Here is a 24,552-nt window from a genome sequence, read left to right on the forward strand (position 1 = left end):
ATCCGGCAACCGCGGCCCAAAAATAACACGGAATTTACCACCATGAACGCAGCATTATGGATCAGCAAAACCGGCCTCTCGGCGCAGGATGCTGAAATGAGCGCGATTGCCAACAACATCGCCAACGTTAACACCACCGGCTTCAAGCGCGACCGGGTGATGTTTCAGGATCTGTTCTACCAGACCCAGGAAGCGCCGGGCGCGATGCTCGACCAGAACAACATCATGCCGACCGGGCTGCAATTCGGTAGCGGCGTGCGCATTGTCGGCACTCAAAAAACCTTCACCGAAGGCAACGTTGAAACCACCGACAACGCGATGAATGTCGCCATTATGGGGCAGGGTTTTTTGCAGGTGCAAAAGGCCAACGGCGATATCGCCTATACCCGCGATGGAAATTTGCAGGTGAACGCCGACGGCGTGCTAACCAACTCGCAGGGCTTGCCGTTGCAGCCGGAGATCGACGTACCGGCGGGGGCGACCAACGTTGCGTTTGGTGAGGATGGCACGGTGACGGCGATCTTACCCGGCGACAGCGATGCGACCGAGTTAGGGCAACTGACACTGGTGAACTTCGCTAACCCGGCGGGGCTTTCCGCCGAGGGCGACAACCTCTATCTGGAAACTGCTGCCAGCGGTCAGCCGACCGAAGGTGTACCGGGCGAAGATGGGCTTGGCACCTTGCAGGACAACGCGCTGGAAGGCTCGAACGTGGACATCGTCAACGAAATGGTGGCGATGATTACGGTGCAACGCGCGTACGAGATGAACGCCAAAATGGTGTCGGCAGCAGACGATATGTTGCAGTACATCAGTCAGACGCTGTAAGGCGAAATGTCGGATGCGACGCTGACGCGTCTTATCCGACCTACAAAAGTGCATTACTCACTGTATTTAAAACAGGCAGAACGTGAAAAATTATCTCTGGCTGGTGGCGCTGCTTCCCCTCCTTAGCGGGTGTGAATCGCAGGCCATTCTGGTCAAAAAAGACGACGCATACTTTGCGCCACCGAAAACCGAAGCGCCACCTCCGGCAGACGGGCGTGCTGGTGGTGTGTTTGAAACCGGCTACAACTGGTCGCTAACCGCCGATCGGCGGGCTTACCGCGTGGGCGATATCCTGACGGTGATCCTTGAAGAATCCACCCAGTCGAGCAAACAGGCGAAAACCAACTTCGGCAAAAGCAACACCGTCGATATTGGCGCGCCGACCATTTTTGGACACACCAAAGATAAGCTTTCCGGCTCTATCGACGCCAACCGCGACTTTGACGGCAGCGCCACTTCCCAGCAGCAGAACAGCTTGCGCGGGGAGATCACTGTTTCTGTACATGGTGTGCAGCCCAACGGCATCCTGGAAATTCGTGGCGAGAAATGGCTGACCCTCAACCAGGGCGATGAGTACATCCGCTTAAGTGGCCTGGTGCGCGCTGACGACATCCAGAACGATAACTCGGTTTCTTCCCAGCGGATCGCCGATGCCCGCATCTCCTATGCCGGACGCGGCGCGTTAAGCGACGCCAACGCCGCAGGCTGGCTGACGCGGCTGTTTAACCATCCTCTGTTCCCGATTTAATGCCGGAGAGTGCAATGCAAAACTGGATAAAAACGGTGGTCGTAGCCGTAAGCCTGACGCTGCCCGGCGTGGCGTTGGCGCAATCGCTGGAGTCGCTAGTCAACGTACAGGGCGTGCGCGAAAACCAACTGGTGGGCTACAGCCTGGTGGTCGGCCTCGATGGTACTGGCGATAAAAACCAGGTCAAATTCACCAACCAGACCATCACCAATATGCTGCGCCAGTTCGGCGTGCAATTGCCGAATAAAATCGACCCGAAGGTGAAAAACGTCGCCGCAGTGGCGGTGAGCGCCACGTTGCCGCCGATGTACTCGCGCGGGCAGACCATTGATGTCACCGTCTCGTCGATTGGCGATGCCAAAAGTATTCGTGGCGGCACCTTGCTGTTGACCCAGTTGCACGGCGCGGATGGCGAAGTGTATGCCCTGGCACAAGGCAGTGTGGTAGTCGGCGGGATGAATGCCACCGGGGCCAGCGGTTCGAGCGTAACGGTTAATACACCAACCGCCGGGTTAATTCCTAACGGCGCGACGGTGGAGCGCGAGATCCCCAGCGATTTTCAGATGGGCGACACCATCACCCTCAACCTGAAACGTCCGTCGTTTAAAGACGCTAACAACATTGCGGCGGCGATTAACGCCTCGTTTGGCGGCATTGCCACCGCGCAGAGTTCCACCAACGTTACCGTGCGTGCGCCTACCAGTCCCGGCGCGCGGGTGGCGTTTATGTCGCAACTGGATGATGTGCAGGTGCAGGCGGAGAAAATCCGCGCCCGCGTGGTGTTTAACTCGCGTACCGGCACGGTGGTAATGGGCGATGGCGTTGCGCTGCACGCGGCGGCGGTATCGCACGGCAGCCTGACTGTCTCGATTAACGAAACCAGCAACGTCAGCCAGCCGAATGCCTTTGCGGGCGGGCGCACGGCGGTAACGCCGCAGAGCAATATCGCGGTGAATCATGCGCGCCCTGGCGTGGTGAGTTTGCCGGAGTCGAGTAGCCTGAAAACGCTGGTTAATGCGTTGAACAGTTTAGGCGCGACGCCGGATGACATTATGTCGATTTTGCAGGCGCTGCATGAAGCGGGCGCGCTGGATGCCGACCTGGAGGTGATCTGATGAAAGTGAACGCCAGCGGTGGGATTGACGGCAGCGATGCGTTAATGGGGCCGAAGGTTCAGGCCAATGATATCAAGCAGGCCGCGGAGCAGTTTGAGGCGATTTTTTTACGCAACATGCTCAAAGAGATGCGTAAAACCAACGAGTTGTTTGATTCGAAAGATAACCCGTTTAACAGCGATTCGGTGCGCATGATGCAGGGGTTTTATGACGATGAGTTGTGTAACACCCTGGCGCAGCAGCATGGGATTGGCATTGCGGCGATGATTGTGAAGCAGCTGTCGCCGAAGCATAAATGAGGCTCCGGCGTTCGGTGCCTGATGCGACGCTGTCGCGTCTTATCAGGCCTACGAGTCCGCGCATATTTTTATGTTTGCGCCCGTATGTACGCCGCATCCGGCATTTGGCACCCGGTTTACGGAACTTAAGAATCCCCATCTTCACGCCGCTTTTAACCGGCACGATTTACCGGTAAGGATCCAACATGGACATGATTAACATCGGCTACAGCGGCGCATCAACCGCGCAGGTGGAGCTGAACGTCACGGCGCAAAACACCGCCAACGCCATGACCACGGGCTACACCCGTCAGGTGGCGGAGATCAGCACCATCGGTGCCAGCGGCGGTTCGCCAAACAGCGCTGGTAACGGCGTGCAGGTCGACAGCATTCGCCGCGTCTCTAACCAGTATCAGGTGAATCAGGTGTGGTATGCCGCCAGCGATTACGGCTATTACAGCACCCAGCAGGGGTATCTCAGCCAGCTGGAAGCCGTATTGAGCGACGATAACAGCAGCCTGAGCGGCGGGTTCGATAACTTTTTCGCCGCCCTTAACGAAGCGACCACCAGTCCTGATGACTCGGCCCTGCGCGAGCAGGTGATCAGCGAAGCCGGGGCGCTGTCGTTGCGTATTGATAACACGCTCGATTACGTCGACTCGCAAAGTACGGAAATCATCAGCCAGCAGCAGGCGATGGTGTCGCAAATCAACACGCTCACCAGCGGCATCGCCAGCTATAACCAGCAAATCGCCCAGGCCGAAGCCAACGGTGATAACGCCTCCGCGCTTTACGACGCTCGCGATCAGATGGTGGAAGAACTCAGCGGGATGATGGATGTGCAGGTCAATATCGACGACCAGGGCAACTACAACGTTACCCTGCAAAACGGTCAGCCGTTGGTGAGCGGGCAGCAAAGCTCAACTATCGCGCTGGAAACCAACGCTGATGGCACGCCAACCATGTCGCTGACCTTCGCCGGAACCACCTCGACGATGACCACCGACACTGGCGGTTCATTAGGCGCACTGTTTGATTATCAAAACGATGTGCTGACGCCGCTGACTGACACCATCAACAGCATGGCGTCGCAGTTCGCCGATGCGGTCAACAACCAGCTGGCGCAGGGCTACGATCTCAACGGTAATCCCGGCGAGCCGCTGTTTATTTACGACGCCAGTAATGCCGATGGCCCGCTGACCGTTAACCCGGATATCACCGCCGATGAGCTGGCGTTCTCCAGTTCGCCGGACGAAAGCGGGAACAGCGACAACCTGCAGGCGCTGATCAATATCTCCACCGAACCGCTGGAAATCGACAATCTTGGCAGCGTGACGGTCGGGCAGGCGTGCTCGTCAATCATCAGCAATATCGGCATTTACAGTCAGCAAAATCAGACGGAAGTCGATGCCGCGTCCAATGTCTATTCCGCAGCGCAAAACCAGCAGAGCAGCGTCAGCGGCGTCAGCATGGACGAAGAAGCGGTGAACCTGATCACCTATCAACAAATTTATGAAGCCAATCTGAAAGTCATTTCCGCCGGGGCCGAGATTTTCGATTCGGTGCTGGAAATGTGCAGCTAAGCGGGAGCGCGAAAATGCGAGTAACCACCCAACAAACCTACGTCTCGATGACGCAAAGTTTTAATAATCTCTCCAGCGATCTGGCGCATGTGGTCGAGCAGATGGCAACCGGCAAGCAGATTTTGCAGCCGTCGGATGACCCAATCGCCGCTACGCGCATCACTCAGTTAAACCGCCAGCAGTCAGCGATTGAGCAGTATCAGAGCAATATCGACTCCGCATCGGCGGGCTTAAGCCAGCAGGAATCAATCCTTGATGGCGTCAACAACAGCCTGCTGGCGGTGCGCGACGACCTGCTGGAAGCGGCGAATGGCACCAATACCGCCGATTCGCTCGCAAGTCTCGGGCAGGATATTGAGTCGCTCACCGAATCAATGGTCGCGGCGCTGAACTATCAGGACGAAGACGGGCACTACGTGTTTGGCGGTACCATCAACGATCAGCCGCCGATTGTGGCGGTGGACGATGACGGCGATGGCGTGACCGACAGCTATAGCTACCAGGGCAACAGCGACCACCGCCAGACCACCGTATCGAACGGCGTGGAAGTGGATACCAACGTGGCGGCGAGCGATTTCTTCGGTAGTAATTTAGATGTGCTCAACACGCTCAATTCGCTCTCTCAGGAGTTGCAAGACCCCAACGTTGACCCGGCCGATCCGCAGGTGCAGAGCGATATTCAGAACGCCGTTGATGTGGTGGACACCGCCTCGGATGACCTCAACGCCTCGATTGCGTCGCTCGGCGAGACGCAAAACACCATGTCGATGTTGAGCGATGCGCAGACCGATATCTCTACCTCTAATGATGAGTTGATTGGTTCATTGCAGGATCTCGATTACGGCCCGGCGTCGATCACCTTTACCGGACTGGAAGTGGCAATGGAAGCTACCCTCAAGACTTACTCGAAAGTGAGTGAGTTGAATTTATTCAGCGTTCTCTAACTCTTTCAGGAACAGTATGCAGGTCGGACTTACATCTTCATCACTCGCCACCGGCGGCGCGCATAGCGCTGCGGTATCGTCGTCAACCGTTGCGCCCACTCCGGCGGTGCGGCAAAAGCTCCCGGCGACGGCGAGTGAATATCCGGCCTCGCCGCTGATTACCACTCGCCCGCAGCGTTACAGCGTGCAGCTTAACGACCAGCTCACCACGCTGCAGCAGGCGGATCACTATCTCGGGCAACTGGAGCAGCAGTTGCTCGATTATCGTCATAGCCAGCGTAAGGGCGGGCAGGCGCAGAGTTCAGCGCTGATGCAGATGCTGGACAAACGCACCGCGCTTTCCGGCGGTGCGGTGGACCGCCAGTTGCAGCCGGTGTTGCAGGGCGAAGCGCGGGTGACCTTTCACTCGCCGGAGTTGGTGAATCTGGTGCACAATCCCACGCCGGGAACGCGTATGTTCAGCGTCTCTGACGGGCGGCAGACCCAGCTTTCAGCGGTGATGCTGTCTGAGGATGACAGCGCCGCGCAGTATCAGACGCGGCTGACCAACGCCCTGCGCCGCGTGGGTGTGCAACTGCATCAGCAAGCGGACGGCATCAGCTTCTCCACCACTGAAAAACAGTGGCCCCATATCGAGCGCACCTTAAGCGTGCGCAGCGATGGTGATAAGTCGGCGTTTATGCCGCTGAAAACTTTTGCCGAGCCGTCTGAGGCAGACCGTTTAGCTCAAAGCCTGCAACAGGGCGGTGCGGGGATCTCTCAGACGTTAGAAAGCATTAATCAGCAGCGTGCGCAGATGGCGGTGCAGCAGGAAAAGGCGCGGCAGCTGATCGACGGTATGTCCCGCTTCCCGCAAACGGAAAACGCCGTGCAGGCATCGGAAAACCTCGGCGGTGTGCTGGACAGCGCCAATCATAACTATCAGGTGTTATTGCAGGCGGTGAACGGTCAGGCGCGAATTTCCAGCCAGACGGTGAGGAATTTATTGGGGTAGGGTTATTGAAAATCAATCAAATGAGGCTGTCGTAAAAAATCATTTCAGTGCAGAATATGCTATAACTCTGCGGGTTAAAAAAGGAATGAAATGGCCACTCTCAAGCAACTGATGGATAAGCAAAGCCCTGAAAGTCGTAGACGAATAATAAAAAAAGCGGAACGAATCCGGCAAACTGTCATTAATAAAAAGCAAGAGTTACCAATAACTAAAACTATCAGCAATTCCGATTGATTTCATTCGGGGGGGCGTAGGCCGGATAAGACGCCTTTAGCGTCGCATCCGGCATATATTGGCACTCGTCAGCATTTCTGCACAGTATTTAACAACTTCTCCAAATTCTGATACATCGCGCTATTAATATCGCTATTCTGCCAACTATCCACATTAAAGGTTAATTGCCAGCTACCGTTGCACTGGTTGCGCAGAACAATATCACTCTCCAGTCGATTACGAACATATTTATAATAGGTTGTCATTGTCATATTATGCGCTGACAATAAATTATCGAGTTTGTCTTTCCCTGGTGCGAGGGTTTGTGACAGTAACGGTACGGAATTATTTTCTTTTCCAGAACTAAGATGAAATATTTTTATTCTTGGACTGTTAATTGACTCTTTTACCAGTTGCGGGGCGTCAGGTGTATTTTTTAAGTGTGAATACCCCACGGTCGAGCCAATAAATATAACAGCCGCGGTTAACGCTAACCCCATCAGTCCTTTATGTTTTTTTCTAACAGGCACAGGTGGTGTTGTCGAAGATATCTCTTCTGGCACTGTTTCCTGTATCTGGTCGGTAATAATCAGCGCTTCCGCAGGCGATGACTCCGGCAAAGACACATACTCTCTATTGCATAAGTAACCTTTCTTCGGAATGGTTTTAATAATGTTTTGTTGTTTGCCATCATCGTCGATAGCAACGCGCAGCGCATGGATCGCCGTCGGCAGACTGTTGCCGCCGACAATGCGGTTTTTCCACACTTCGGCACATAAATAAGATCGCGATAAAACCGTCTCGGCATTTTTTGCTAATGTTTCCAGCAAAATAAAATGGTATTCGCCGAGACGACGTGTTTCACCCGTTTCGCAATGTATTAAGGCATTAAGCGACGAGTCCATTCGCCAGTTGTTGATAATAATACTCATGGTTGAGTTTACCTTAGCAAGGGATAAATGCTTCCTGATAGCACACTGCATAGAACAGTGTTTTATGCGTCCCTGAGAAGATGATTTGTTCACGTGATAATTAATATTTTATGGTAATAGGATTATTCCTAATCACTATGTGGTGGAATGTAACGAAATGACGGGTCCGTCACAATAGTAAAATGTGTACTATTTGCAACGCAATGTAAATTTTGGCATCAGTACATTGAGAATAAAACGATTTTACTGAAAGTAATCTTAATCATATCAAGCAATTGATAACGACATATTTTGACACCTGGCCATGTGGCAGATATTGCTAATAATCTTTTTATCTGAATTTAACTTCTGCTTTTTTTAGCTAAAAGTGGCATCGGATAATACGTGGCGAAAAAATTTTAACGGCGATTTTAAGTTTGCTCCTTAGGTGTCGTTTTTACAGGGTATCGAAATGAAAACGATTAATCCCAAGGAGCAGTATCATGTTATCTATTAACACCAATAACGCCTCAATGGCCGCCGTTAATGCCATCAGCAAAAGCAGCTCTTCTCTGTCTACATCTATGGAACGCCTGGCGACAGGTAACCGGATTAACTCTTCTGCCGATGACGCAGCGGGCAAACAAATTGCTAACCGTCTGACTGCACAGTCCAGCGGTATGGGTGTGGCGCTGAGCAACATCAATGATGCCACCGCGATGCTGCAAACCGCTGACAGCATGTTCGATGAAATGTCTGATGTGCTGGGCCGTATGAAAGACCTGTCAACTCAGGCAGCGAACGGCACCTACAGCGACGACGACCTGCAGGCGATGCAGGACGAATACGACGAACTGGGCCAGCAGATGTCTGACATGCTGCAAAACACCACTTACGGCGGCACCAACCTGTTTGGTGTTTCCGGCACCAGTAACACCGGTACTGACGGTCTGTTCCAGAGCGCGGTAACTTTCCAGGTGGGCGCGGAATCTTCTGACACCATGACCGTGAACATTTCAAGCCAACTGAACACGCTGGTGACTGACCTTTCTGCTATCAGCAACTCCTTTAGTGCGGATCAGGCAGACACCACCGGCACCGCAGGCGTGTCTGGCGGTACTGAGCTTACCGCGTCTGGTTCGGCTAACCAGATGATCACCAGCATTTCTACCGCGATGGATGATGTTTCGCAGATCCAGTCCAAGCTGGGTGCCTCTATCAACCGTCTGAACGACACTGCCAACAACCTGACCAGTATGCAGGACAACACTGAAGTGGCTATCGGTAACATCATGGATACCGACTACGCGACGGAAGCGTCCAATATGACCAAACAGCAAGTGCTGATGCAGACTGGCATCACCATGCTGAAACAGTCCAACAGCATGTCCAGCATGGTTTCCAGCCTGCTGCAGTAAGTTCGGGCCTACAAACGGGTACAAGAATAAAAATATGTGCGGACTCGTAGGCCTGATAAGACGCGCTAGCGTCGCATCAGGCATTGTGCACCGATTGCCGGATGCGGCGTGAACGCCTTATCCGGCCTACGAACGGGCACAAGCATAAAAATATGTGCGGACTCGTAGGCCTGATAAGACGCGTCAGCGTCGCATCAGGCATCGTGCACCGATTGCCGGATGCGGCGTGAACGCCTTATCCGGCCTACGAACGGGTACAAGCATAAAAATATGTGCGGACTCGTAAACCTGATAAGACGCGTCAGCGTCGCATCAGGCGTTGTGCACCGATTGCCGGATGCGGCGTAAACGCCTTGTCCGGCCACGAACAACACCGCCTGCGGGCGGTGTTGTGCTTTCTGCGGCAGACACTCTTCCGCCAGACCGGAAACGCCATTTCCGCCTATTTTTCAATCCATTGATTATTCACATAAAAAATATTGGCACGCCTTTTGCCAATAACCAGACATCGTTATCCGGAGTCATCAATGATTAACCCAAGAACCATTGCGCAAGAAATCGCTTATGCAGATGTCGCCACTCAGGCTGCAAACTTGCAGGAGAAGCAAACGGAGCTGGATGCCGAAAGCAGCGGCCTGGACTCGCTCAGCTCGGCGTTGAGCGATTTCCAGAGCGCCGTCGATGCGCTGAACAGCGATACCGACGGCCCGGTGACTTTCGCCGCCACCAGCAATAATGACTCGGCGACCGTTTCCGCCAATTCCCAGGCACAGGCGGGAAGCTACTCGTTTTTCGTTGAGCAACTGGCGCAGGGGCAGCAAACCACGTTCAGTATGGGCGACGACGCCTTTTCCGCCACTGGCACCTTCGAACTGACGATGGGCGACAGCACCATGGATATTGACCTGGCGGCGGCGGATCAGAACGGTGACGGCGACGGTTTTATCGACGCCAGCGAACTGGTGAATGCGATTAACGACTCCGATGACAATCCGGGCGTGTCGGCGGCACTGGTAAAAACCGACGGCACCACCACGATTATGCTGACCTCAGACAGCACCGGGGCGCAGAGCGCGTTTTCGGTGAGCGTAACGGGGCATGACGCCAGCAACGATAGCGCCAGCGCGCCCGTTGCCACGGATGTTTCCTCCGCTCAGGACGCGATTATTCATCTCGGTAGCGCCACAGGGCCAGAGATCACCAACAGCAGCAATACGTTTGATGATGTGATCCCCGGCGTCACCATGACTTTCACCGAAGTCAGCGATTCTGACAGCGATCTCACCACCTTTAACATCAGCGAAGATTCCAGCGCCAGCCAGGAGAAAGTACAGACCTTTGTCGATGCCTATAACACCTTGATTGATACGGTTGATTCACTGACTACTCACGGTGATGACAGTACCAGCGCCGGGGTATTTGCGGGCGACGCCGGACTCAGTTCACTGGCGAACCAGCTCGATGACATCGCCCATGCCAGCTACAACGGCGTGTCGATTGTTGATTACGGCATCACGCTCGATTCCAACGGCCATTTGCAGATTGACTCTGACCAGTTCAGCGACGCGATGAAAAGCGACCCCGATGGCCTGACGTCTATTTTCGTTGGTGATAACAGCATGGTGGCGCAGATGGACGACCTGATTAACACCTACACGGACTCCAGCAACGGCATCATCACCCTGCGCCAGCAGAACATTGACGATCAGATGAGCAAAATTCAGGACGAAGGCGACCAGCTTACCGATACCTATAACGCCAACTACGACCGTTATCTCGAGGAGTACACCAACACGTTGGTCGAGGTATACACCATGAAAGCCAGCATGGCGGCATTCGCGTAACTCAGAAGGAATATCCCTAAAGATGTACCAAGTACAGGACGGCTATTCGCAATACAAAGAGATCGATCTCGCGGCGCGTACAGCGGCGGCATCGCCTCTGGAACTGGTGCTGGTGCTGTTTTCTGGCCTGATGGACGAGCTGGAACGCGCCAAAAGCCATATTGAAGGGCGGCGTTTCGAGAAGAAAGCCCAGAGCATCAATAAATGCATCGACATTCTCAATGCGCTCACCAGTTCGCTTGAGTTTGAAACTGGCGGCGAGCTGGTGGTCAACCTTTCGCGCCTCTATGACCACTGTGTGTATCGCTTGTATGAAGCCAGCGGCGAACTGTCGGCAGAGAAAATCGATGAAGTGATGCTGATTTTAAGCAACCTGCGCGAAGGCTGGGAAGGGCTTTCGGGCAAGCTGGGTTAAGACGATGGAAAAACAACGCAGGCAACTTTTCGCGCTGGTTGAGGCGATGAATGAAGCCCTCGACAAGCAACGCTGGCGACGCCTTCCGGCACTGCATCAGCAGTTGATGCGCCAGTTTCACGATTACGCGGCGGTGGAAACCGACGCGGCGCAGTTATGTGTGGTGAAGGCGCAACTGTACGGCGCGTTTAATGCCCTGATTAAACGGCGCGAGCAGCGCGCAGAAGTGTTGAAGGCGCGTATGGAACAGCATCAGCGGCATCAGGAAGGCGTACTGGCCTACTCAATTGTTAATTTACTTTCGGAGAAGTCATGAATCCGGCATTGCTTGCCACGCTCGGAACGCTTGCGGAAACGGCGTCGCTGAAAGCGGATATTTTACCGCCGGTGAGCGGTGAAAACGCGCCCGCGTTTACCCTGCCGAAAATGGCGGTCGCGGCGGTGGCGGAGCGCGTTCATAGCGCTAAAACCAGTCAGCAACAGGCGACGCGCCCGCAGGAGAACGATCCGGTGGCGATGCAGGCGCTAATGGCGCTGTTACTTCCGCAACCTGCCGCGCCGCATCAGGACACGCCGCAGCCGCGAAACGTCGCAACATCGCCGGTTATCCAGCAATTGACGAAAGCGGTGGTGCAAAACGCGCCGCAACGCCCGACGCAACGGCAGGAACTCACGCCGTTGCCGCCGCAGTTGCAGGAGCTCATCAGTCAGTTGCCGCAGGCGAAACCCGAACAGCAGGCCAGACTGGCGACTTACGCCAGTGAAGATTTACATGCCATTGCGCCGACGCAGCCGCGCGTCTCAACACAGCCAGCTCGCCCGAAACCTGAACTAACCCGTGTGACCGCGCGCCCGCAGGTCGAGCGTAAAACGGAAAAAGTGCCGGACAGCGAACCGGTTATTGCGCGTGCGGTGTTGCAGGTTAAGACGCCGGAGCTGGTCAGCGATCATCTGGAGATTGTCGCCAAACCAGCCACGCTTTCGATGGACGAACTGGGCGAAAAACTGACGACGCTTTTGAAAGATCAGATCCACTTTCAGCTCAACAAACAACAGCAGATCTCCACCATCCGTCTCGATCCACCGTCGCTTGGCAAGCTCGAGATCGCCGTACAACTCGACAACGGCAAACTGATGGTGCACATCGGCGCGAACCAAAGTGAAGTTTGCCGCGCGTTACAGCAGTTTAGCGACGATCTCCGCCAGCATCTGACGGCGCAAAATTTTATGGAGGTGAACGTACAGGTTTCCTCCGAAGGGCAGTCGCAGCAACAACAACAGTCGGGCCATCAGCAGGAAGAGGTGAGTGCCGCCTTACAGCTTGATGATGCGCCTCAATTTCAACAGAACGAATCCGTTTTGATCAAAGTGTAAAGGCAATATGAAGAAAATCGTGGTGGCGGGCGTGGTCAGCGCCGTTCTGGCGTTGGTGGTGGGGGCCGGAGCTGGATGGGGTGTCTGGCATCATTATGCCGGAAAAGGAAAACCGACGGCCGTTGCGCGGACGGAAACGGTGGAAACCCTGGATGAAAGCAAAAGCGTGTTTGTGACGTTGCCGGAAACCATTGTCACGCTGCATGACAACAACGGCGCGGACCATTATTTGTCGGCGGAATTAGTGATGGTGGTCGCCAGTGATAAAGAAGCGGAAAAAATAAAACATCAGGAGCCGCTGTATCAAAGTATTGCGGTTGAATGCCTGACGGAAATGAAATTTGAAGATTTGCGCGGCATGAAAATATCTGCCATCCGCAAACTGATTTCTGACGCGTTAAAGAAAGATCTTCAGCGTCGCAAAATGAGCGCACCGTATAAGGATTTGCTGGTGAAAAAAGTGGTCTTCCAATAATCACCAGGCGGATATAAACATGCTACAGGACGTATTCGAGTCAGAAGAATTTGCTGCTGCGCCGGTATTAACCCCGCAGCAGGAGAGCCACTATTTACAGGCTTATTTACCGCTGGTGCGTAAAGTGGTGCGGCACCTTGCGCCGCAGTGTAATTGCATTATTGACCGTCAGGATATGGAACAGACGGCGTTAATAGGGCTGCTTAACGCCATTCGCCGCTACGGGCTGCCGGACGAAGGTTTTGCGGGCTATGCCGTGCACCGTATTCGCGGCGCGATCCTTGATGAGCTGCGCGCTCTCGACTGGCGACCACGCCAGCTGCGACAGAAATATCATCAGATGAAAGACCTGATTCGCGAAACGCGTAAAAAACTGGGACACGAGCCGGAGTGGTCAGAACTGGCCGTGGAAGGGATCTCGCATGGAGATTACCTCGAATATCAGCAACTGGAAGGGGCGGAAACGCTCGCCAGTCTCGACGAATTACTGAACGGTGAAGGGCCTGGCATTCCGCTTGCTGGCAGGGAGCTGGAAGATCAGTTTGTCACCCAGCAAATGTTGCAACAGGCGCTTTCACAATTAAGCGAAAAAGAGCAACTGATCCTCTCTATGTATTACCAGCATGAGATGAATCTCAAAGAGATTGCGCTGGTATTAGGGCTAACCGAGGCCCGAATTTGTCAATTGAATAAACAGATCGCGCAGAAAATTCGTGATTTTGTCTATCCGAATTAAAGTGAAAAAATCATGCAAAAAATATTAGGTTTACTGGTGGTGCTCGGCTGTGTATTCGGCGGGTATTTTGAAGCGGGCGGCCAATTAATTGCTATCTGGCAGCCTGCAGAGATAGTTATTATTTTAGGTGCTGGTTTCGGGGCGATGATTATTGGGAACCCGAAACATGTGCTGAAAGAGATTGCCCATCAAATTAAAGGCGTGATCAGTAAAAAACAGCTCGGGCCGGAATTTCAGCGCCAGCTATTAATGTGCCTGTATGAGTTGCTTGAAATGGTACAAAACGGCGGCCTGCGCATGCTGGATCAGCATATTGAGCAGCCGGAAGAGAGCACCGTTTTCCAGAAATACCCGCTGGTGTTAACCCAGAAGCGGCTGGTGACCTTTATTGCCGATAACTTTCGCCTGATGGCGATGGGTAAAATCGACGCCCATGAACTGGAAGGCATTCTCGATCAGGAACTGGACACCGCGGAAGAGTCGCTGCTAACGCCGTCGCGCTCGCTGCAACGTACCGCCGAAGCGATGCCGGGGTTTGGCATTTGTGCGGCGGTGTTGGGCATCATCATCACCATGCAGTCGATTGACGGCTCTATCGCCCTGATTGGCCTGAAAGTGGCGGCAGCGCTGGTGGGGACGTTTTTAGGCGTCTTTATCTGCTACTGCCTGATGGACCCGCTCGCCAACGCCATGGAACAACAGGCGCGGGCAGAACATTCTTTGCTGGAATGCGTGCGTACCGTGCTGGTGGCGCAGGCAGGCGGCAAACCGACGCTGCTGGCGGTGGATGCCGGGCGTAAGCTGCTGCATCTGGCATCTAAACCGACCTTCGCCAACCTCGACGCGTGGGTGAATGCGATGCTGGAGCAAGAATAAGCATGAGAAAGACGGGCAACCGCCGCGATCGTGGGGCAAAAACCACCATCGTCCGGCGGCAGATCAAAAAGAATCATGCCGGGCACCACGGCGGGGCGTGGAAGGTGGCGTTCGCCGACTTTACTTTGGCAATGATGGCGCTATTTATGACGCTGTGGATTGTCAACAGCGTCAGTAAATCCGAGCGTGAAAGCATTATCGCCGCGCTGCACGGGCAGTCGATTTTCAATGGCGGTGGGCTGTCGCCGTTAAATAAAATTAACCCGTCTCATCCGCCAAAACCTGCCACCGTGGCGGTGCCGGAAGAGACGGAGAAAAAAGTGCGCGACGTTAACGAGAAAACGGCGCTGCTGAAGAAGAAATCCGCCACTGAGCTTGGCGAGCTGGCAACCAGTATCAACACCATTGCCCGTGATGCGCATATGGAAGCGAATCTGGAGATGGAGATTGTTCCCCAGGGATTACGCGTGCTGATTAAAGACGACCAGAACCGCAATATGTTTGAACGTGGCAGCGCGAAGATTATGCCGTTCTTTAAAACGCTGCTGGTGGAACTCGCGCCAGTTTTCGACTCGCTCGATAACAAAATTATTATTACCGGGCATACCGATGCGATGGCCTACAAAAACAATATCTACAACAACTGGAACCTTTCGGGCGATCGCGCGCTTTCGGCTCGTCGGGTGCTGGAAGAGGCCGGAATGCCGGAAGATAAAGTGATGCAGGTGAGCGCAATGGCGGACCAGATGCTGCTGGACGCCAAAAATCCGCAAAGTGCGGGTAATCGGCGCATCGAGATTATGGTGCTGACCAAAAGTGCGTCCGATACGCTGTATCAATACTTTGGTCAGCATGGGGATAAAGTGGTGCAGCCGCTGGTACAAAAGCTGGATAAGCAGCAGGTGCTTTCGCAGCGAACGCGTTAAATGCTGAATCTTTACGCATTTCTCAAACCCTGAAATCACTGTATACTTTACCAGTGTTGAGAGGTGAGCAATGCGTAAAATCATTCATGTGGATATGGACTGCTTTTTCGCAGCGGTGGAGATGCGCGACAATCCCGCCCTGCGCGATATCCCTATTGCTATTGGCGGCAGCCGCGAACGTCGGGGGGTGATCAGCACCGCCAATTATCCCGCGCGTAAATTTGGCGTACGTAGCGCTATGCCGACAGGGATGGCGCTCAAATTATGCCCACATCTCACCTTGCTTCCGGGGCGCTTTGACGCCTACAAAGAAGCCTCAAATCATATCCGTGAAATCTTCTCGCGCTACACCTCGCGCATTGAACCACTGTCGCTGGATGAAGCCTATCTCGACGTCACCGATAGTGTCCATTGCCACGGTTCTGCGACCCTCATCGCCCAGGAAATCCGCCAGACGATTTTCAACGAGCTGCACCTGACGGCGTCTGCGGGCGTTGCGCCAGTTAAGTTTCTCGCCAAAATCGCCTCCGACATGAATAAACCCAACGGCCAGTTTGTGATTACTCCGGCAGAAGTTTCGGCATTTTTACAAACCTTACCGTTGGCAAAAATTCCCGGTGTTGGCAAAGTCTCGGCAGCAAAGCTGGAAGCGATGGGGCTACGAACCTGCGGTGATGTGCAAAAGTGTGATTTGGTGATACTGCTTAAACGCTTTGGCAAATTTGGCCGCATTTTGTGGGAGCGTAGTCAGGGGATTGACGAGCGCGACGTTAACAGCGAACGGTTGCGAAAATCCGTCGGCGTGGAACGCACGATGGCGGAAGATATTCATCACTGGTCTGAATGTGAAGCAATTATCGAGCGGTTGTATCCGGAACTTGAACGCCGTCTGGCAAAGGTAAAACCTGATTTACTGATTGCTCGCCAGGGGGTGAAATTAAAGTTCGACGATTTTCAGCAAACCACTCAGGAACACGTCTGGCCGCGGCTGAATAAAGCTGACTTAATCGCCACCGCGCGTAAAACCTGGGATGAACGCCGCGGCGGGCGCGGTGTGCGGCTGGTGGGGCTGCATGTGACGTTGCTTGACCCGCAAATGGAAAGACAACTGGTGTTGGGATTATAATGTATACTATTATGTATATTCTAGTGTGCACTATTATGAGGGGAACACTGTATGCATCGAATTCTCGCTGAAAAATCGGTCAATATCACTGAGTTACGTAAAAATCCAGCAAAATACTTTATTGATCAACCGGTTGCGGTTCTTTCTAATAATCGCCCCGCAGGATATCTCTTAAGTGCCAGCGCATTTGAAGCATTAATGGACATGCTTGCTGAACAAGAGGAGAAAAAGCCCATAAAGGCGCACTTTCGTCCGAGTGCTGCAAGATTAGAGGAAATTACACGCCGCGCTGAACAATATCTTAATGATATGACGGATGATGATTTAAATGACTTTAAGGAATAAGGATGCGGGTATTCAAAACAAAACTTACATTATGAATAACATACAAATAAGAAACTATCAGCCTGGCGATTTTCAGCAACTATGCGCTATTTTCCTTAGAGCGGTTACGATGACCGCCAGTCAGCATTATTCACCACAACAAATTGCCGCTTGGGCGCAGATTGACGAATCTCACTGGAAAGAGAAACTCGCACAATCACAAGTGCGGGTTGCAGTCATTAATGCACAACCGGTTGGTTTTATTTCCCGCATTGAACATTATATCGATATGTTATTTGTTGACCCTGAATACACCCGCCGTGGAGTTGCCAGCGCTTTGTTAAAACCTTTGATTAAGTCTGAATCTGAACTTACGGTGGACGCCAGCATAACCGCAAAACCCTTTTTTGAACGTTATGGTTTTCAGACAGTTAAGCAGCAGCGCGTTGAATGCCGGGGAGCGTGGTTTACTAATTTTTATATGCGATATAAACCGCAACATTAAATCCAGCTTGCAATGAAAATAACGCCCGCCATTCAGTGGATTTGCCCGAGTCCGTATCGGCCTCATCATGGGCGCAAAAACTGGTTTCTGGGCATTGGGCGTTTTACCGCTAATGAGCAGGAACAATCGGATGCAATCCGTTATGAGACGCTGCGTTCGTCGGGGCCGGGCGGTCAACATGTCAATAAAACCGACTCGGCGGTGCGCGCCACGCATCTGGCATCCGGTATTAGCGTGAAGGTTCAGTCAGAGCGCAGCCAGCATGCGAACAAACGGCTGGCGCGATTGCTGATTGCCTGGAAGCTGGAACAACAGCAACAGGAAAATAGTGCGGCGCTGAAATCGCAGCGGCGAATGTTCCATCACCAGATTGAACGTGGCAACCCGCGACGAACGTTTACAGGGATGGCTTTTATCGCTGTGTAATTGAGGAATGTCTCCCGCCGTTTTCTACATGAAAGCGGCGGGCAAAACGAAAGGAATAGTCATGTTTATCGGTCATCTTCCGGCTGGTTATATAATAACTTGTACTTTAATGAAACGCCTACCGCTGATTGTTCGTCATGCGTGCAGGGCGATGGTTATTGGCTTAGTTGGGGTCGTTGCGCCCGATTTTGATCTTTTCTGGTGCTATCTGGTTGATAACGGGCAACGACATCATCATCTTTACCCTACACATTGGCCATTATTATGGTTTGCTCTGCTGGCGGCGACATTGGTATGGGCAGGTATCGCGAAGAATAAAAAATTCTTCTGACTTCAGGCGGCGTAACATGTTTCCTGGGGAAATTCTCCCGTGGTTAAATATGTTCTTCTGACTTTTCCCCAGGCTCTGAACATATAAAAATTCTGTTTTTCACCCTTAAGTTCTTTCACGGATTCCAGCGCGAGATTTTCTTTGGTGATTAGAAATTTCCCCCAAGAAATATGGTCGCAGCTATATAAATATGCGACCTTTTCATAGGTTTCATAATGCTTTGTTATTTCAATGTAAATCGCCATGCGATTCAGCCCTTCTTCCCTGAGGTGAATGGTCGTTATTTTAATGTCTGCTAAATGAGTTGTTTGATCGTTGGATTAAAGTGATTCTGATGAGCGGTTATGAAGGGCATCAGGATAGTTCCCAGCGCAAGCATCTCTGGTGACATAAAAATGAAAATTAAGGCATCTTCAATGGCTGCTTGTTGCAGGGGAGATGATATCAAGGCTGATATCAGAGAGAAGACACCTGCAATTACAGACAATGTGCCTATTATCAGACCTAATGTGAACCATAACGACATAAACGCCAGGTTGGTATATACGACTTCAAGGACTACCCCCGAAGTAGTTTCTAGCCAGGAACCACGGAGCGTCGTTGTATGGCTTCTTCCCCAAAACCAGGTCGTATGCGAGATAGTAAATTGCTCATGACCAATCTTACCTTTCATTTCATCGTCGTCATCAATAGCGCTGGTTAGTTTCCGACGGGCTTCATCGATGGAATATGGCGTTGAACAGGAAAAGGTTTCGAGAGGTGGATACCAGATACGGTGTAATTTTTAGGGATCATTGTTCATCCTTGAACGGTCCACGCCCGCAGGCGTGGACGCTATCGTTATTACTTCGCCGGAATTTCTTTCAGCAGTTCAGTCAGAAGCCGCCAGTAATGACCTACGCTTTCGATGTGGACTTGCTCATCCGGAGAGTGTGGACCGGTGATTGTTGGCCCGATAGAAACCATGTCCATTTCCGGATACGGTTTTTTGAACAGACCACATTCCAGGCCCGCATGGATAATCTGGATGTTCGGCGTCTTGTTGAACAGACGCTGATAGGTTTCACGTACCAGATGCATTACCGGAGAATTAGCGTCCGGCTGCCAGCCAGGATATGCGCCTTTCGCTTCGGTTTTCGCGCCTGCCAGTTTACCCAGCGAATCCAGCATGCTCACCACGTAGTCTTTACCGCTGTCGATCAGAGAACGGATCAGGCAGTGAATTTCTACGTTGTTGTCGGTCATGGTCACCACACCGACGTTCAGGGAGGTTTCAACCACGCCTTTGGCTACATCGGAGTTACGAATCACACCGTTCGGGGTGGCGTTCAGCAGACGAATAAAGGTATCGCGAGATTTCGCAATCAGGGCAGCTTTATCGTTCGCTACAGAGTCCAGCAACAAGGCCAGATTCTTCTCTTTTTCTGCCAGTTCGTTTTTCAGGATGTCCTGATAGGTATTCACCAGAGATTTCAGTGCGTCGACTTTATCAGCTGCGACAGCAATGGTCGCAAAGGCTTCACGCGGGATGGCGTTACGCAGTGTGCCGCCGTTGAAATCAATAAGACGCAGATCCAGTTCTTCTGCATGACCCGCCAGGAAGCGAACCAGCAGTTTGTTCGCGTTACCCAGGCCAACGTGGATTTCACCGCCGGAGTGACCGCCTTTCAGACCTTTTAAGGTTAACTTGAAGGTTTCAAAGCCAGCTGGAACCGCTTCACGATCTAAATGCAGGTTGGAGGTGAAGTCGATACCCCCCGCACAACCCATGTAGATTTCACCTTCTTCTTCGGAGTCGGTGTTAATCAGAATATCAGCCTGCAACCAGTTGCTTTGTAAACCGAATGCGCCGTCCATACCGGCTTCTTCGGTCATAGTCAGCAGCACTTCCAGCGGGCCGTGAACCACGTTTTCGTCAGCCAGAACCGCCAGCGCAGACGCCATACCAATGCCGTTATCTGCACCCAGCGTGGTGCCGCGCGCTTTAACCCATTCGCCATCAATATAAGGCTGGATAGGATCTTTGGTGAAGTCGTGCACGGTGTCGTTGTTTTTTTGCGGCACCATATCGAGGTGAGCCTGCAGGACAACCGGTTTACGGTTTTCCATACCTGCGGTAGCAGGTTTACGAATCAGGATATTACCTACCTGATCGCGTTCGACATGGAAACCTTTCTCTTTTGCCCAACCAACAATGTATTCAGCGAGTTGCTCTTCATGATAGGACGGGTGAGGAATAGAACAGATTTTGGCAAAAATATCCCACAGCGGCTGTGGAGATAATTGAGACAGTTCAGACACGTTAAGTCTCCTTGTCGATCACCCGCAAAACAGTATTGCAGGTCACAGGGTTAGCAGAAAATGTTGTCAACACAAGACAGGCTTGCGAGATATGTTTGAGAATACCACTTTATCCCGCGTCAGGGAGAGGCAGTACGTAAAAAGACGCGGACTCATGTGAAATACTGGTTTTTAGTGCGCCAGATCTCTATAATCTCGCGCAACCTATTTTCCCCTCGAACACTTTTTAAGCCGTAGATAAACAGGCTGGGACACTTCACATGAGCGAAAAATACATCGTCACCTGGGACATGTTGCAGATCCATGCACGTAAACTCGCAAGCCGACTGATGCCTTCTGAACAATGGAAAGGCATTATTGCCGTAAGCCGTGGCGGTCTGGTACCGGGTGCGTTACTGGCGCGTGAACTGGGTATTCGTCATGTCGATACCGTTTGTATTTCCAGCTACGATCACGACAACCAGCGCGAGCTTAAAGTGCTGAAACGCGCAGAAGGCGATGGCGAAGGCTTCATCGTTATTGATGACCTGGTGGATACCGGTGGTACTGCAGTTGCGATTCGTGAAATGTATCCTAAAGCACACTTTGTGACTATCTTCGCGAAACCGGCTGGTCGCCCGCTGGTTGATGATTATGTGGTTGATATCCCACAAGATACCTGGATTGAGCAACCGTGGGATATGGGCGTTGTGTTCGTTCCGCCAATCTCCGGTCGCTAATCTTTTCAACGCCTGGCACTGCCGGGCGTTGTTCTTTTTAACGTCAGGCAGGTTACAATAGCTTCCAGTAAGTATTCCTGGAGGTTGCATCCATGACACAGGCTAACCTGAGCGAAACCCTGTTCAAACCCCGCTTTAAACATCCTGAAACCTCGACGCTAGTCCGCCGTTTTAACCACGGTGCGCAACCGTCGGTGCAGTCGGCCCTCGATGGCAAAAATATTCCTCATTGGTATCGCATGATTAACCGCCTGATGTGGATCTGGCGCGGTGTTGATCCGCGTGAAATCCTCGACGTTCAGGCGCGCATTGTGATGAGCGATGCTGAACGTACCGACAATGATTTATACGATACGGTGATTGGCTACCGTGGCGGCAACTGGATTTACGAGTGGGCCACCCAGGCGATGGTGTGGCAACAGAAAGCCTGTGCGGAAGAAGATCCGCAACTCAGCGGGCGTCACTGGCTGCACGCAGCTACGTTGTACAATATTGCCGCCTATCCGCACTTGAAGGGCGATGATCTGGCTGAACAGGTACAGGCGTTGTCAAATCGCGCGTATGAAGAAGCTGCGCAACGTCTGCCTGGAACAATGCGGCAAATGGAGTTTACCGTTCCGGGGGGCGCGCCCATCACTGGCTTTTTGCATATGCCAAAAGGTGATGGTCCATTCCCGACAGTATTAATGTGTGGTGGTCTGGATGCGATGCAAACCGACTATTACTCCCTTTATGAGCGCTATTTTGCACCGCGCGGCATTGCGATGCTGACTATTGATATGCCTTCAGTCGGTTTTTCCTCAAAATGGAAACTCACCCAGGATTCCAGCCTGCTGCACCAACATGTCTTAAAGGCGCTGCCTAACGTTCCATGGGTAGATCACACTCGCGTTGCCGCCTTTGGTTTTCGTTTCGGTGCTAACGTTGCTGTACGCCTGGCTTATCTCGAGGCATCACGTTTGAAAGCGGTGGCCTGTCTTGGCCCGGTGGTTCACACCTTGCTGAGTGATTTTAAGTGCCAGCAACAAGTGCCGGAAATGTATCTTGACGTTCTGGCGAGCCGACTGGGAATGCATGATGCTTCTGATGAAGCGTTGCGTGTTGAGCTGAATCGCTATTCATTAAAAGTGCAAGGATTGCTGGGACGTCATTGCCCAACGCCAATGTTATCAGGGTACTGGAAGAACGATCCGTTCAGCCCGGAAGAGGATTCACGCTTAATCACGTCGTCATCTGCGGATGGTAAATTGTTAGAGATTCCGCTTAACCCCGTGTATCGGAATTTTGACAAGGCGCTTCAGGAAATCACCAATTGGATCGAAAAGCGACTGTGTTAAAAATTTGCTAAATTTTGTCAATTTGGTAAAACAGTTGCATCACAACAGGAGATCGCAATGACGTTACCGAGTGGACACCCGAAAAGCAGATTGATCAAAAAATTTACCGCACTAGGCCCGTATATTCGTGAAGGTAAGTGCGAAGATAATCGATTCTTTTTCGATTGTCTGGCTGTATGCGTCAACGTGAAACCCGCGCCGGAAGTGCGTGAGTTCTGGGGCTGGTGGATGGAACTGGAAGCGCAGGAATCCCGTTTTACATACAGCTATCAGTTTGGTCTGTTCGATAAAGCAGGCGACTGGACGAGTGTTCCGGTAAAAGATGCCGAAGTGGTAGAGCGGCTGGAGTATACCTTGCGTGAGTTTCACGAGAAGCTGCGTGAACTGTTGGTGACGTTGAATCTGAAACTGGAACCGGCGGATGATTTTCGTGACGAGCCGGTGAAGTTAACGGCGTGAATGAAATGTGCCGGATGCATCGCATCCGGCAATATTCATTAAAACTGATAGGTCATGCCAACCGCGACAATATCATCATTGTTGATATTCAGCTTATTATCGCTATCCAGCTGATTGATTTTATAATCAACAAACGCTGACATATTTTTGTTGAAATAATACGTAGCACCGACATCGATGTAATTGACCAGATCTTCATCGCCGATGCCTTCAATATCTTTCCCTTTCGATAAGACGTAACCCAGTGATGGACGCAGACCAAAGTCGAATTGATATTGTGCGACCGCTTCAAAGTTCTGCGTCTTATTGGCAAAGCCGCCAGAGATTGGCGTCATTTTGCGCGTTTCAGAATAGAAAGTTGCCAGATAAATATTATTAGCATCATATTTCAGACCTGTTGCCCATGCTTCTGCACGCTTGCCTGTGCCACGGCTTTGCAGGTTCTGCTCGTTGGTGCGATCGGAGTTGGTATAGGCCCCACTGATGGCGAAATCACTACCGCCAAAGTCATAGGTTAACGAGGTGCCGAAGCCATCGCCATTCTGCTTTTTCACATCGCGGTTTTCGTTTTTTCCTTGATATTGCAAGGTTAAATTCAAGCCATCGATAACGCCGAAAAAGTCGGTGTTACGATAAGTCGCCAGCCCGCTGGCGCGTTTGGTCATAAAGTTATCGGTCTGTGCGGAGGAGTCGCCACCAAATTCCGGGAACATATCGGTCCAGGCTTCCACGTCATACAACGCGCCCAGGTTACGACCATAATCGAAAGAACCCAAATCTTTATATTTCAACCCGGCAAAAGCGAGTCGCGTTTTTTGCTGTGCGGTATCACTCTCCGCTTTATTTCCGGCAAACTCTGCTTCCCAACGCCCATAACCAGTCAGTTGATCGTTAATTTGTGTTTCGCCTTTAAAACCAAAACGGATATAACTCTGGTCGCCATCTTTACTGTCATTATCACTCATATAATGCATGGCTTTAACTTTGCCATAGACATCCAGTTTATTACCGTCTTTGTTATATACTTCTGCGGCCTGTACGGATGCAGATGCCACAATACCCATCACCACTAATGCCAGAGTGCTCTTTTTCATTTTCTTTCCTGATTTTAATTTACGCGCGAATATTCAGCGGGAGAGTCCCGTTGAAAACAGGAAAGTTTTTAACCTGAGATTGTTAAAGATATATTACAGCTTAATAATATTCTTAAAATGTGCTAATTTATTAAATCTGTAATAAAAGCGTAAACAACTGCCGTTACGCTTGCTGATCCCGCGCAACAAAACGCTATGCTTTGCTCGCAGATGGTTGGCAACCGACGACAGTCCTGCTAAAACGTTCGTTTG

Annotated in this window: 28 protein-coding genes and 1 pseudogene; 24 read left to right on the forward strand and 5 right to left on the reverse strand. The window is 52.0% G+C overall.

The annotated features are described in order from the left end of the window. Nucleotides 1–42 precede the first annotated feature (42 nt). From flgG to AACS80_RS09400, 7 genes are all read left to right on the forward strand, one after another. Entirely contained in the window at nt 43–828 is a 786-nt protein-coding gene (flgG, locus tag AACS80_RS09370; RefSeq protein ID WP_000990538.1) for a flagellar basal-body rod protein FlgG, read from the forward strand. A gap of 82 nt (nt 829–910) precedes the next feature. After that, nucleotides 911–1,576 (forward strand): flagellar basal body L-ring protein FlgH, encoded by a 666-nt coding sequence (flgH, locus tag AACS80_RS09375; protein ID WP_135494384.1) that lies wholly within the window; start codon nt 911–913, stop codon nt 1,574–1,576. Nucleotides 1,577–1,590: 14 nt separating this feature from the next. Beyond that, nucleotides 1,591–2,691, forward strand: a complete 1,101-nt coding sequence (locus AACS80_RS09380; RefSeq protein WP_135409515.1) for a flagellar basal body P-ring protein FlgI — start codon at nt 1,591–1,593, stop codon at nt 2,689–2,691. After that, entirely contained in the window at nt 2,691–2,990 is a 300-nt protein-coding gene (locus tag AACS80_RS09385) for a rod-binding protein (RefSeq protein WP_000867179.1), read from the forward strand. Before AACS80_RS09380 ends, AACS80_RS09385 begins: the two co-directional genes overlap by 1 nt. Nucleotides 2,991–3,175: 185 nt before the next feature. Beyond that, nucleotides 3,176–4,552 (forward strand): flagellar hook-associated protein FlgK, encoded by a 1,377-nt coding sequence (gene flgK / locus AACS80_RS09390; protein WP_135409514.1) that lies wholly within the window; start codon nt 3,176–3,178, stop codon nt 4,550–4,552. Nucleotides 4,553–4,566: 14 nt separating this feature from the next. Continuing rightward, a complete protein-coding gene (gene flgL / locus AACS80_RS09395) occupies nt 4,567–5,496 on the forward strand; it encodes a flagellar hook-associated protein FlgL (protein ID WP_135409513.1) in 930 nt (309 codons plus the stop codon). A 16-nt stretch (nt 5,497–5,512) separates the two neighbouring features. Continuing rightward, nucleotides 5,513–6,490 (forward strand): flagellar hook-associated protein, encoded by a 978-nt coding sequence (locus tag AACS80_RS09400; RefSeq protein ID WP_135409512.1) that lies wholly within the window; start codon nt 5,513–5,515, stop codon nt 6,488–6,490. Nucleotides 6,491–6,792: 302 nt separating this feature from the next. Here the strand turns inward: AACS80_RS09400 and AACS80_RS09405 are convergent, their stop codons facing one another. Next, nucleotides 6,793–7,635, reverse strand: coding sequence for a transcriptional regulator (locus tag AACS80_RS09405; protein ID WP_135409511.1), 843 nt, complete (start codon nt 7,633–7,635; stop codon nt 6,793–6,795). 482 nt (nt 7,636–8,117) lie between these two features. Between AACS80_RS09405 and lafA the strand changes: the two genes are divergently transcribed. The 14 genes and pseudogenes from lafA to AACS80_RS09475 form a co-directional block, all read left to right on the forward strand. Beyond that, on the forward strand, nt 8,118–9,032 hold the full coding sequence (gene lafA / locus AACS80_RS09410; protein WP_000949083.1) for a lateral flagellin LafA: 915 nt from the start codon (nt 8,118–8,120) through the stop codon (nt 9,030–9,032). A gap of 527 nt (nt 9,033–9,559) precedes the next feature. After that, nucleotides 9,560–10,876: a flagellar filament capping protein FliD gene (fliD, locus tag AACS80_RS09415; RefSeq protein ID WP_135409517.1), complete on the forward strand. Its 1,317-nt coding sequence runs from the start codon at nt 9,560–9,562 to the stop codon at nt 10,874–10,876. 22 nt (nt 10,877–10,898) lie between these two features. Then, nucleotides 10,899–11,291: a flagellar export chaperone FliS gene (gene fliS, locus AACS80_RS09420; protein WP_000285319.1), complete on the forward strand. Its 393-nt coding sequence runs from the start codon at nt 10,899–10,901 to the stop codon at nt 11,289–11,291. 4 nt (nt 11,292–11,295) lie between these two features. Further along, a complete protein-coding gene (locus AACS80_RS09425; protein WP_135409518.1) occupies nt 11,296–11,607 on the forward strand; it encodes a flagellar protein FliT in 312 nt (103 codons plus the stop codon). Continuing rightward, nucleotides 11,604–12,665 (forward strand): flagellar hook-length control protein FliK, encoded by a 1,062-nt coding sequence (locus AACS80_RS09430; protein WP_135409519.1) that lies wholly within the window; start codon nt 11,604–11,606, stop codon nt 12,663–12,665. The genes AACS80_RS09425 and AACS80_RS09430 overlap by 4 nt, the downstream gene beginning before the upstream one ends. 7 nt (nt 12,666–12,672) lie before the next feature. Beyond that, a complete protein-coding gene (locus tag AACS80_RS09435; protein WP_135409520.1) occupies nt 12,673–13,140 on the forward strand; it encodes a flagellar basal body-associated FliL family protein in 468 nt (155 codons plus the stop codon). A gap of 19 nt (nt 13,141–13,159) precedes the next feature. After that, nucleotides 13,160–13,876, forward strand: a complete 717-nt coding sequence (locus AACS80_RS09440; protein ID WP_130218408.1) for a FliA/WhiG family RNA polymerase sigma factor — start codon at nt 13,160–13,162, stop codon at nt 13,874–13,876. 12 nt (nt 13,877–13,888) lie between these two features. Continuing rightward, nucleotides 13,889–14,752, forward strand: coding sequence for a flagellar motor stator protein MotA (gene motA / locus AACS80_RS09445; protein ID WP_064530473.1), 864 nt, complete (start codon nt 13,889–13,891; stop codon nt 14,750–14,752). 2 nt (nt 14,753–14,754) lie between these two features. Then, nucleotides 14,755–15,678 carry a putative lateral flagellar export/assembly protein LafU gene (lafU, locus tag AACS80_RS09450; protein WP_135409521.1) on the forward strand — a complete coding sequence of 308 codons (924 nt, stop codon included), beginning with the start codon at nt 14,755–14,757 and terminating at the stop codon, nt 15,676–15,678. Nucleotides 15,679–15,748: 70 nt separating this feature from the next. Next, nucleotides 15,749–16,804 carry a DNA polymerase IV gene (gene dinB, locus AACS80_RS09455; RefSeq protein ID WP_138183762.1) on the forward strand — a complete coding sequence of 352 codons (1,056 nt, stop codon included), beginning with the start codon at nt 15,749–15,751 and terminating at the stop codon, nt 16,802–16,804. A gap of 51 nt (nt 16,805–16,855) precedes the next feature. Further along, nucleotides 16,856–17,149 carry a type I toxin-antitoxin system antitoxin YafN gene (gene yafN / locus AACS80_RS09460; RefSeq protein ID WP_135409522.1) on the forward strand — a complete coding sequence of 98 codons (294 nt, stop codon included), beginning with the start codon at nt 16,856–16,858 and terminating at the stop codon, nt 17,147–17,149. A 31-nt stretch (nt 17,150–17,180) separates the two neighbouring features. Further along, nucleotides 17,181–17,633 (forward strand): GNAT family N-acetyltransferase, encoded by a 453-nt coding sequence (locus tag AACS80_RS09465; RefSeq protein WP_135409587.1) that lies wholly within the window; start codon nt 17,181–17,183, stop codon nt 17,631–17,633. Nucleotides 17,634–17,645: 12 nt separating this feature from the next. Beyond that, nucleotides 17,646–18,059 carry a peptide chain release factor H gene (gene prfH, locus AACS80_RS09470; RefSeq protein WP_276606690.1) on the forward strand — a complete coding sequence of 138 codons (414 nt, stop codon included), beginning with the start codon at nt 17,646–17,648 and terminating at the stop codon, nt 18,057–18,059. 61 nt (nt 18,060–18,120) lie between these two features. Beyond that, a pseudogene (locus tag AACS80_RS09475) lies at nt 18,121–18,378 on the forward strand (metal-dependent hydrolase); the annotation flags it as partial. Between the two features lie 14 nt (nt 18,379–18,392). Here AACS80_RS09475 and AACS80_RS09480 read toward each other — a convergent pair. The 3 genes from AACS80_RS09480 to pepD all read right to left on the reverse strand — a co-directional run bounded on the left by AACS80_RS09480 (nt 18,393) and on the right by pepD (nt 20,691). Next, on the reverse strand, nt 18,393–18,635 hold the full coding sequence (locus tag AACS80_RS09480) for a hypothetical protein (RefSeq protein ID WP_135406108.1): 243 nt from the start codon (nt 18,633–18,635) through the stop codon (nt 18,393–18,395). 50 nt (nt 18,636–18,685) lie between these two features. Beyond that, nucleotides 18,686–19,063 carry a hypothetical protein gene (locus AACS80_RS09485; RefSeq protein WP_135409523.1) on the reverse strand — a complete coding sequence of 126 codons (378 nt, stop codon included), beginning with the start codon at nt 19,061–19,063 and terminating at the stop codon, nt 18,686–18,688. A gap of 170 nt (nt 19,064–19,233) precedes the next feature. Beyond that, the gene (gene pepD / locus AACS80_RS09490) at nt 19,234–20,691 is read right to left on the reverse strand and encodes a cytosol nonspecific dipeptidase (protein WP_135409524.1); all 1,458 of its coding nucleotides are present in this window, start codon (nt 20,689–20,691) and stop codon (nt 19,234–19,236) included. Between the two features lie 260 nt (nt 20,692–20,951). On the opposite strand from pepD, the gene gpt reads away from it, so the two are divergent. From gpt to crl, 3 genes are all read left to right on the forward strand, one after another. Beyond that, nucleotides 20,952–21,410, forward strand: coding sequence for a xanthine phosphoribosyltransferase (gene gpt / locus AACS80_RS09495; protein ID WP_001291990.1), 459 nt, complete (start codon nt 20,952–20,954; stop codon nt 21,408–21,410). A gap of 92 nt (nt 21,411–21,502) precedes the next feature. Then, nucleotides 21,503–22,747 carry an esterase FrsA gene (frsA, locus tag AACS80_RS09500; protein ID WP_135409525.1) on the forward strand — a complete coding sequence of 415 codons (1,245 nt, stop codon included), beginning with the start codon at nt 21,503–21,505 and terminating at the stop codon, nt 22,745–22,747. Nucleotides 22,748–22,804: 57 nt separating this feature from the next. Then, complete coding sequence (crl, locus tag AACS80_RS09505; RefSeq protein ID WP_130209675.1) at nt 22,805–23,206, forward strand: sigma factor-binding protein Crl; 402 nt, start codon at nt 22,805–22,807, stop codon at nt 23,204–23,206. 38 nt (nt 23,207–23,244) lie between these two features. Here the strand turns inward: crl and phoE are convergent, their stop codons facing one another. After that, nucleotides 23,245–24,300: a phosphoporin PhoE gene (phoE, locus tag AACS80_RS09510; RefSeq protein ID WP_062883175.1), complete on the reverse strand. Its 1,056-nt coding sequence runs from the start codon at nt 24,298–24,300 to the stop codon at nt 23,245–23,247. Nucleotides 24,301–24,552: the final 252 nt, after the last annotated feature.

Source organism: Escherichia sp. E4385 (assembly GCF_963883145.1).
Classification (GTDB): Bacteria; Pseudomonadota; Gammaproteobacteria; order Enterobacterales; family Enterobacteriaceae; genus Escherichia.

What these genes read in the sequence shown, in the direction of transcription:
- flgG (WP_000990538.1), top strand. Translation starts at nt 43, where the DNA reads ATGAACGCAGCATTATGGATCAGCAAAACCGGCCTCTCGGCGCAGGAT.
- AACS80_RS09380 (WP_135409515.1), top strand. Translation starts at nt 1,591, where the DNA reads ATGCAAAACTGGATAAAAACGGTGGTCGTAGCCGTAAGCCTGACGCTG.
- AACS80_RS09385 (WP_000867179.1), top strand. Translation starts at nt 2,691, where the DNA reads ATGAAAGTGAACGCCAGCGGTGGGATTGACGGCAGCGATGCGTTAATG.
- flgK (WP_135409514.1), top strand. Translation starts at nt 3,176, where the DNA reads ATGGACATGATTAACATCGGCTACAGCGGCGCATCAACCGCGCAGGTG.
- flgL (WP_135409513.1), top strand. Translation starts at nt 4,567, where the DNA reads ATGCGAGTAACCACCCAACAAACCTACGTCTCGATGACGCAAAGTTTT.
- AACS80_RS09400 (WP_135409512.1), top strand. Translation starts at nt 5,513, where the DNA reads ATGCAGGTCGGACTTACATCTTCATCACTCGCCACCGGCGGCGCGCAT.
- AACS80_RS09405 (WP_135409511.1), bottom strand. Translation starts at nt 7,635, where the DNA reads ATGAGTATTATTATCAACAACTGGCGAATGGACTCGTCGCTTAATGCC.
- lafA (WP_000949083.1), top strand. Translation starts at nt 8,118, where the DNA reads ATGTTATCTATTAACACCAATAACGCCTCAATGGCCGCCGTTAATGCC.
- fliD (WP_135409517.1), top strand. Translation starts at nt 9,560, where the DNA reads ATGATTAACCCAAGAACCATTGCGCAAGAAATCGCTTATGCAGATGTC.
- fliS (WP_000285319.1), top strand. Translation starts at nt 10,899, where the DNA reads ATGTACCAAGTACAGGACGGCTATTCGCAATACAAAGAGATCGATCTC.
- AACS80_RS09425 (WP_135409518.1), top strand. Translation starts at nt 11,296, where the DNA reads ATGGAAAAACAACGCAGGCAACTTTTCGCGCTGGTTGAGGCGATGAAT.
- AACS80_RS09430 (WP_135409519.1), top strand. Translation starts at nt 11,604, where the DNA reads ATGAATCCGGCATTGCTTGCCACGCTCGGAACGCTTGCGGAAACGGCG.
- AACS80_RS09435 (WP_135409520.1), top strand. Translation starts at nt 12,673, where the DNA reads ATGAAGAAAATCGTGGTGGCGGGCGTGGTCAGCGCCGTTCTGGCGTTG.
- AACS80_RS09440 (WP_130218408.1), top strand. Translation starts at nt 13,160, where the DNA reads ATGCTACAGGACGTATTCGAGTCAGAAGAATTTGCTGCTGCGCCGGTA.
- motA (WP_064530473.1), top strand. Translation starts at nt 13,889, where the DNA reads ATGCAAAAAATATTAGGTTTACTGGTGGTGCTCGGCTGTGTATTCGGC.
- lafU (WP_135409521.1), top strand. Translation starts at nt 14,755, where the DNA reads ATGAGAAAGACGGGCAACCGCCGCGATCGTGGGGCAAAAACCACCATC.
- dinB (WP_138183762.1), top strand. Translation starts at nt 15,749, where the DNA reads ATGCGTAAAATCATTCATGTGGATATGGACTGCTTTTTCGCAGCGGTG.
- yafN (WP_135409522.1), top strand. Translation starts at nt 16,856, where the DNA reads ATGCATCGAATTCTCGCTGAAAAATCGGTCAATATCACTGAGTTACGT.
- AACS80_RS09465 (WP_135409587.1), top strand. Translation starts at nt 17,181, where the DNA reads ATGAATAACATACAAATAAGAAACTATCAGCCTGGCGATTTTCAGCAA.
- prfH (WP_276606690.1), top strand. Translation starts at nt 17,646, where the DNA reads ATGAAAATAACGCCCGCCATTCAGTGGATTTGCCCGAGTCCGTATCGG.
- AACS80_RS09480 (WP_135406108.1), bottom strand. Translation starts at nt 18,635, where the DNA reads ATGGCGATTTACATTGAAATAACAAAGCATTATGAAACCTATGAAAAG.
- AACS80_RS09485 (WP_135409523.1), bottom strand. Translation starts at nt 19,063, where the DNA reads ATGAAAGGTAAGATTGGTCATGAGCAATTTACTATCTCGCATACGACC.
- gpt (WP_001291990.1), top strand. Translation starts at nt 20,952, where the DNA reads ATGAGCGAAAAATACATCGTCACCTGGGACATGTTGCAGATCCATGCA.
- frsA (WP_135409525.1), top strand. Translation starts at nt 21,503, where the DNA reads ATGACACAGGCTAACCTGAGCGAAACCCTGTTCAAACCCCGCTTTAAA.
- crl (WP_130209675.1), top strand. Translation starts at nt 22,805, where the DNA reads ATGACGTTACCGAGTGGACACCCGAAAAGCAGATTGATCAAAAAATTT.
- phoE (WP_062883175.1), bottom strand. Translation starts at nt 24,300, where the DNA reads ATGAAAAAGAGCACTCTGGCATTAGTGGTGATGGGTATTGTGGCATCT.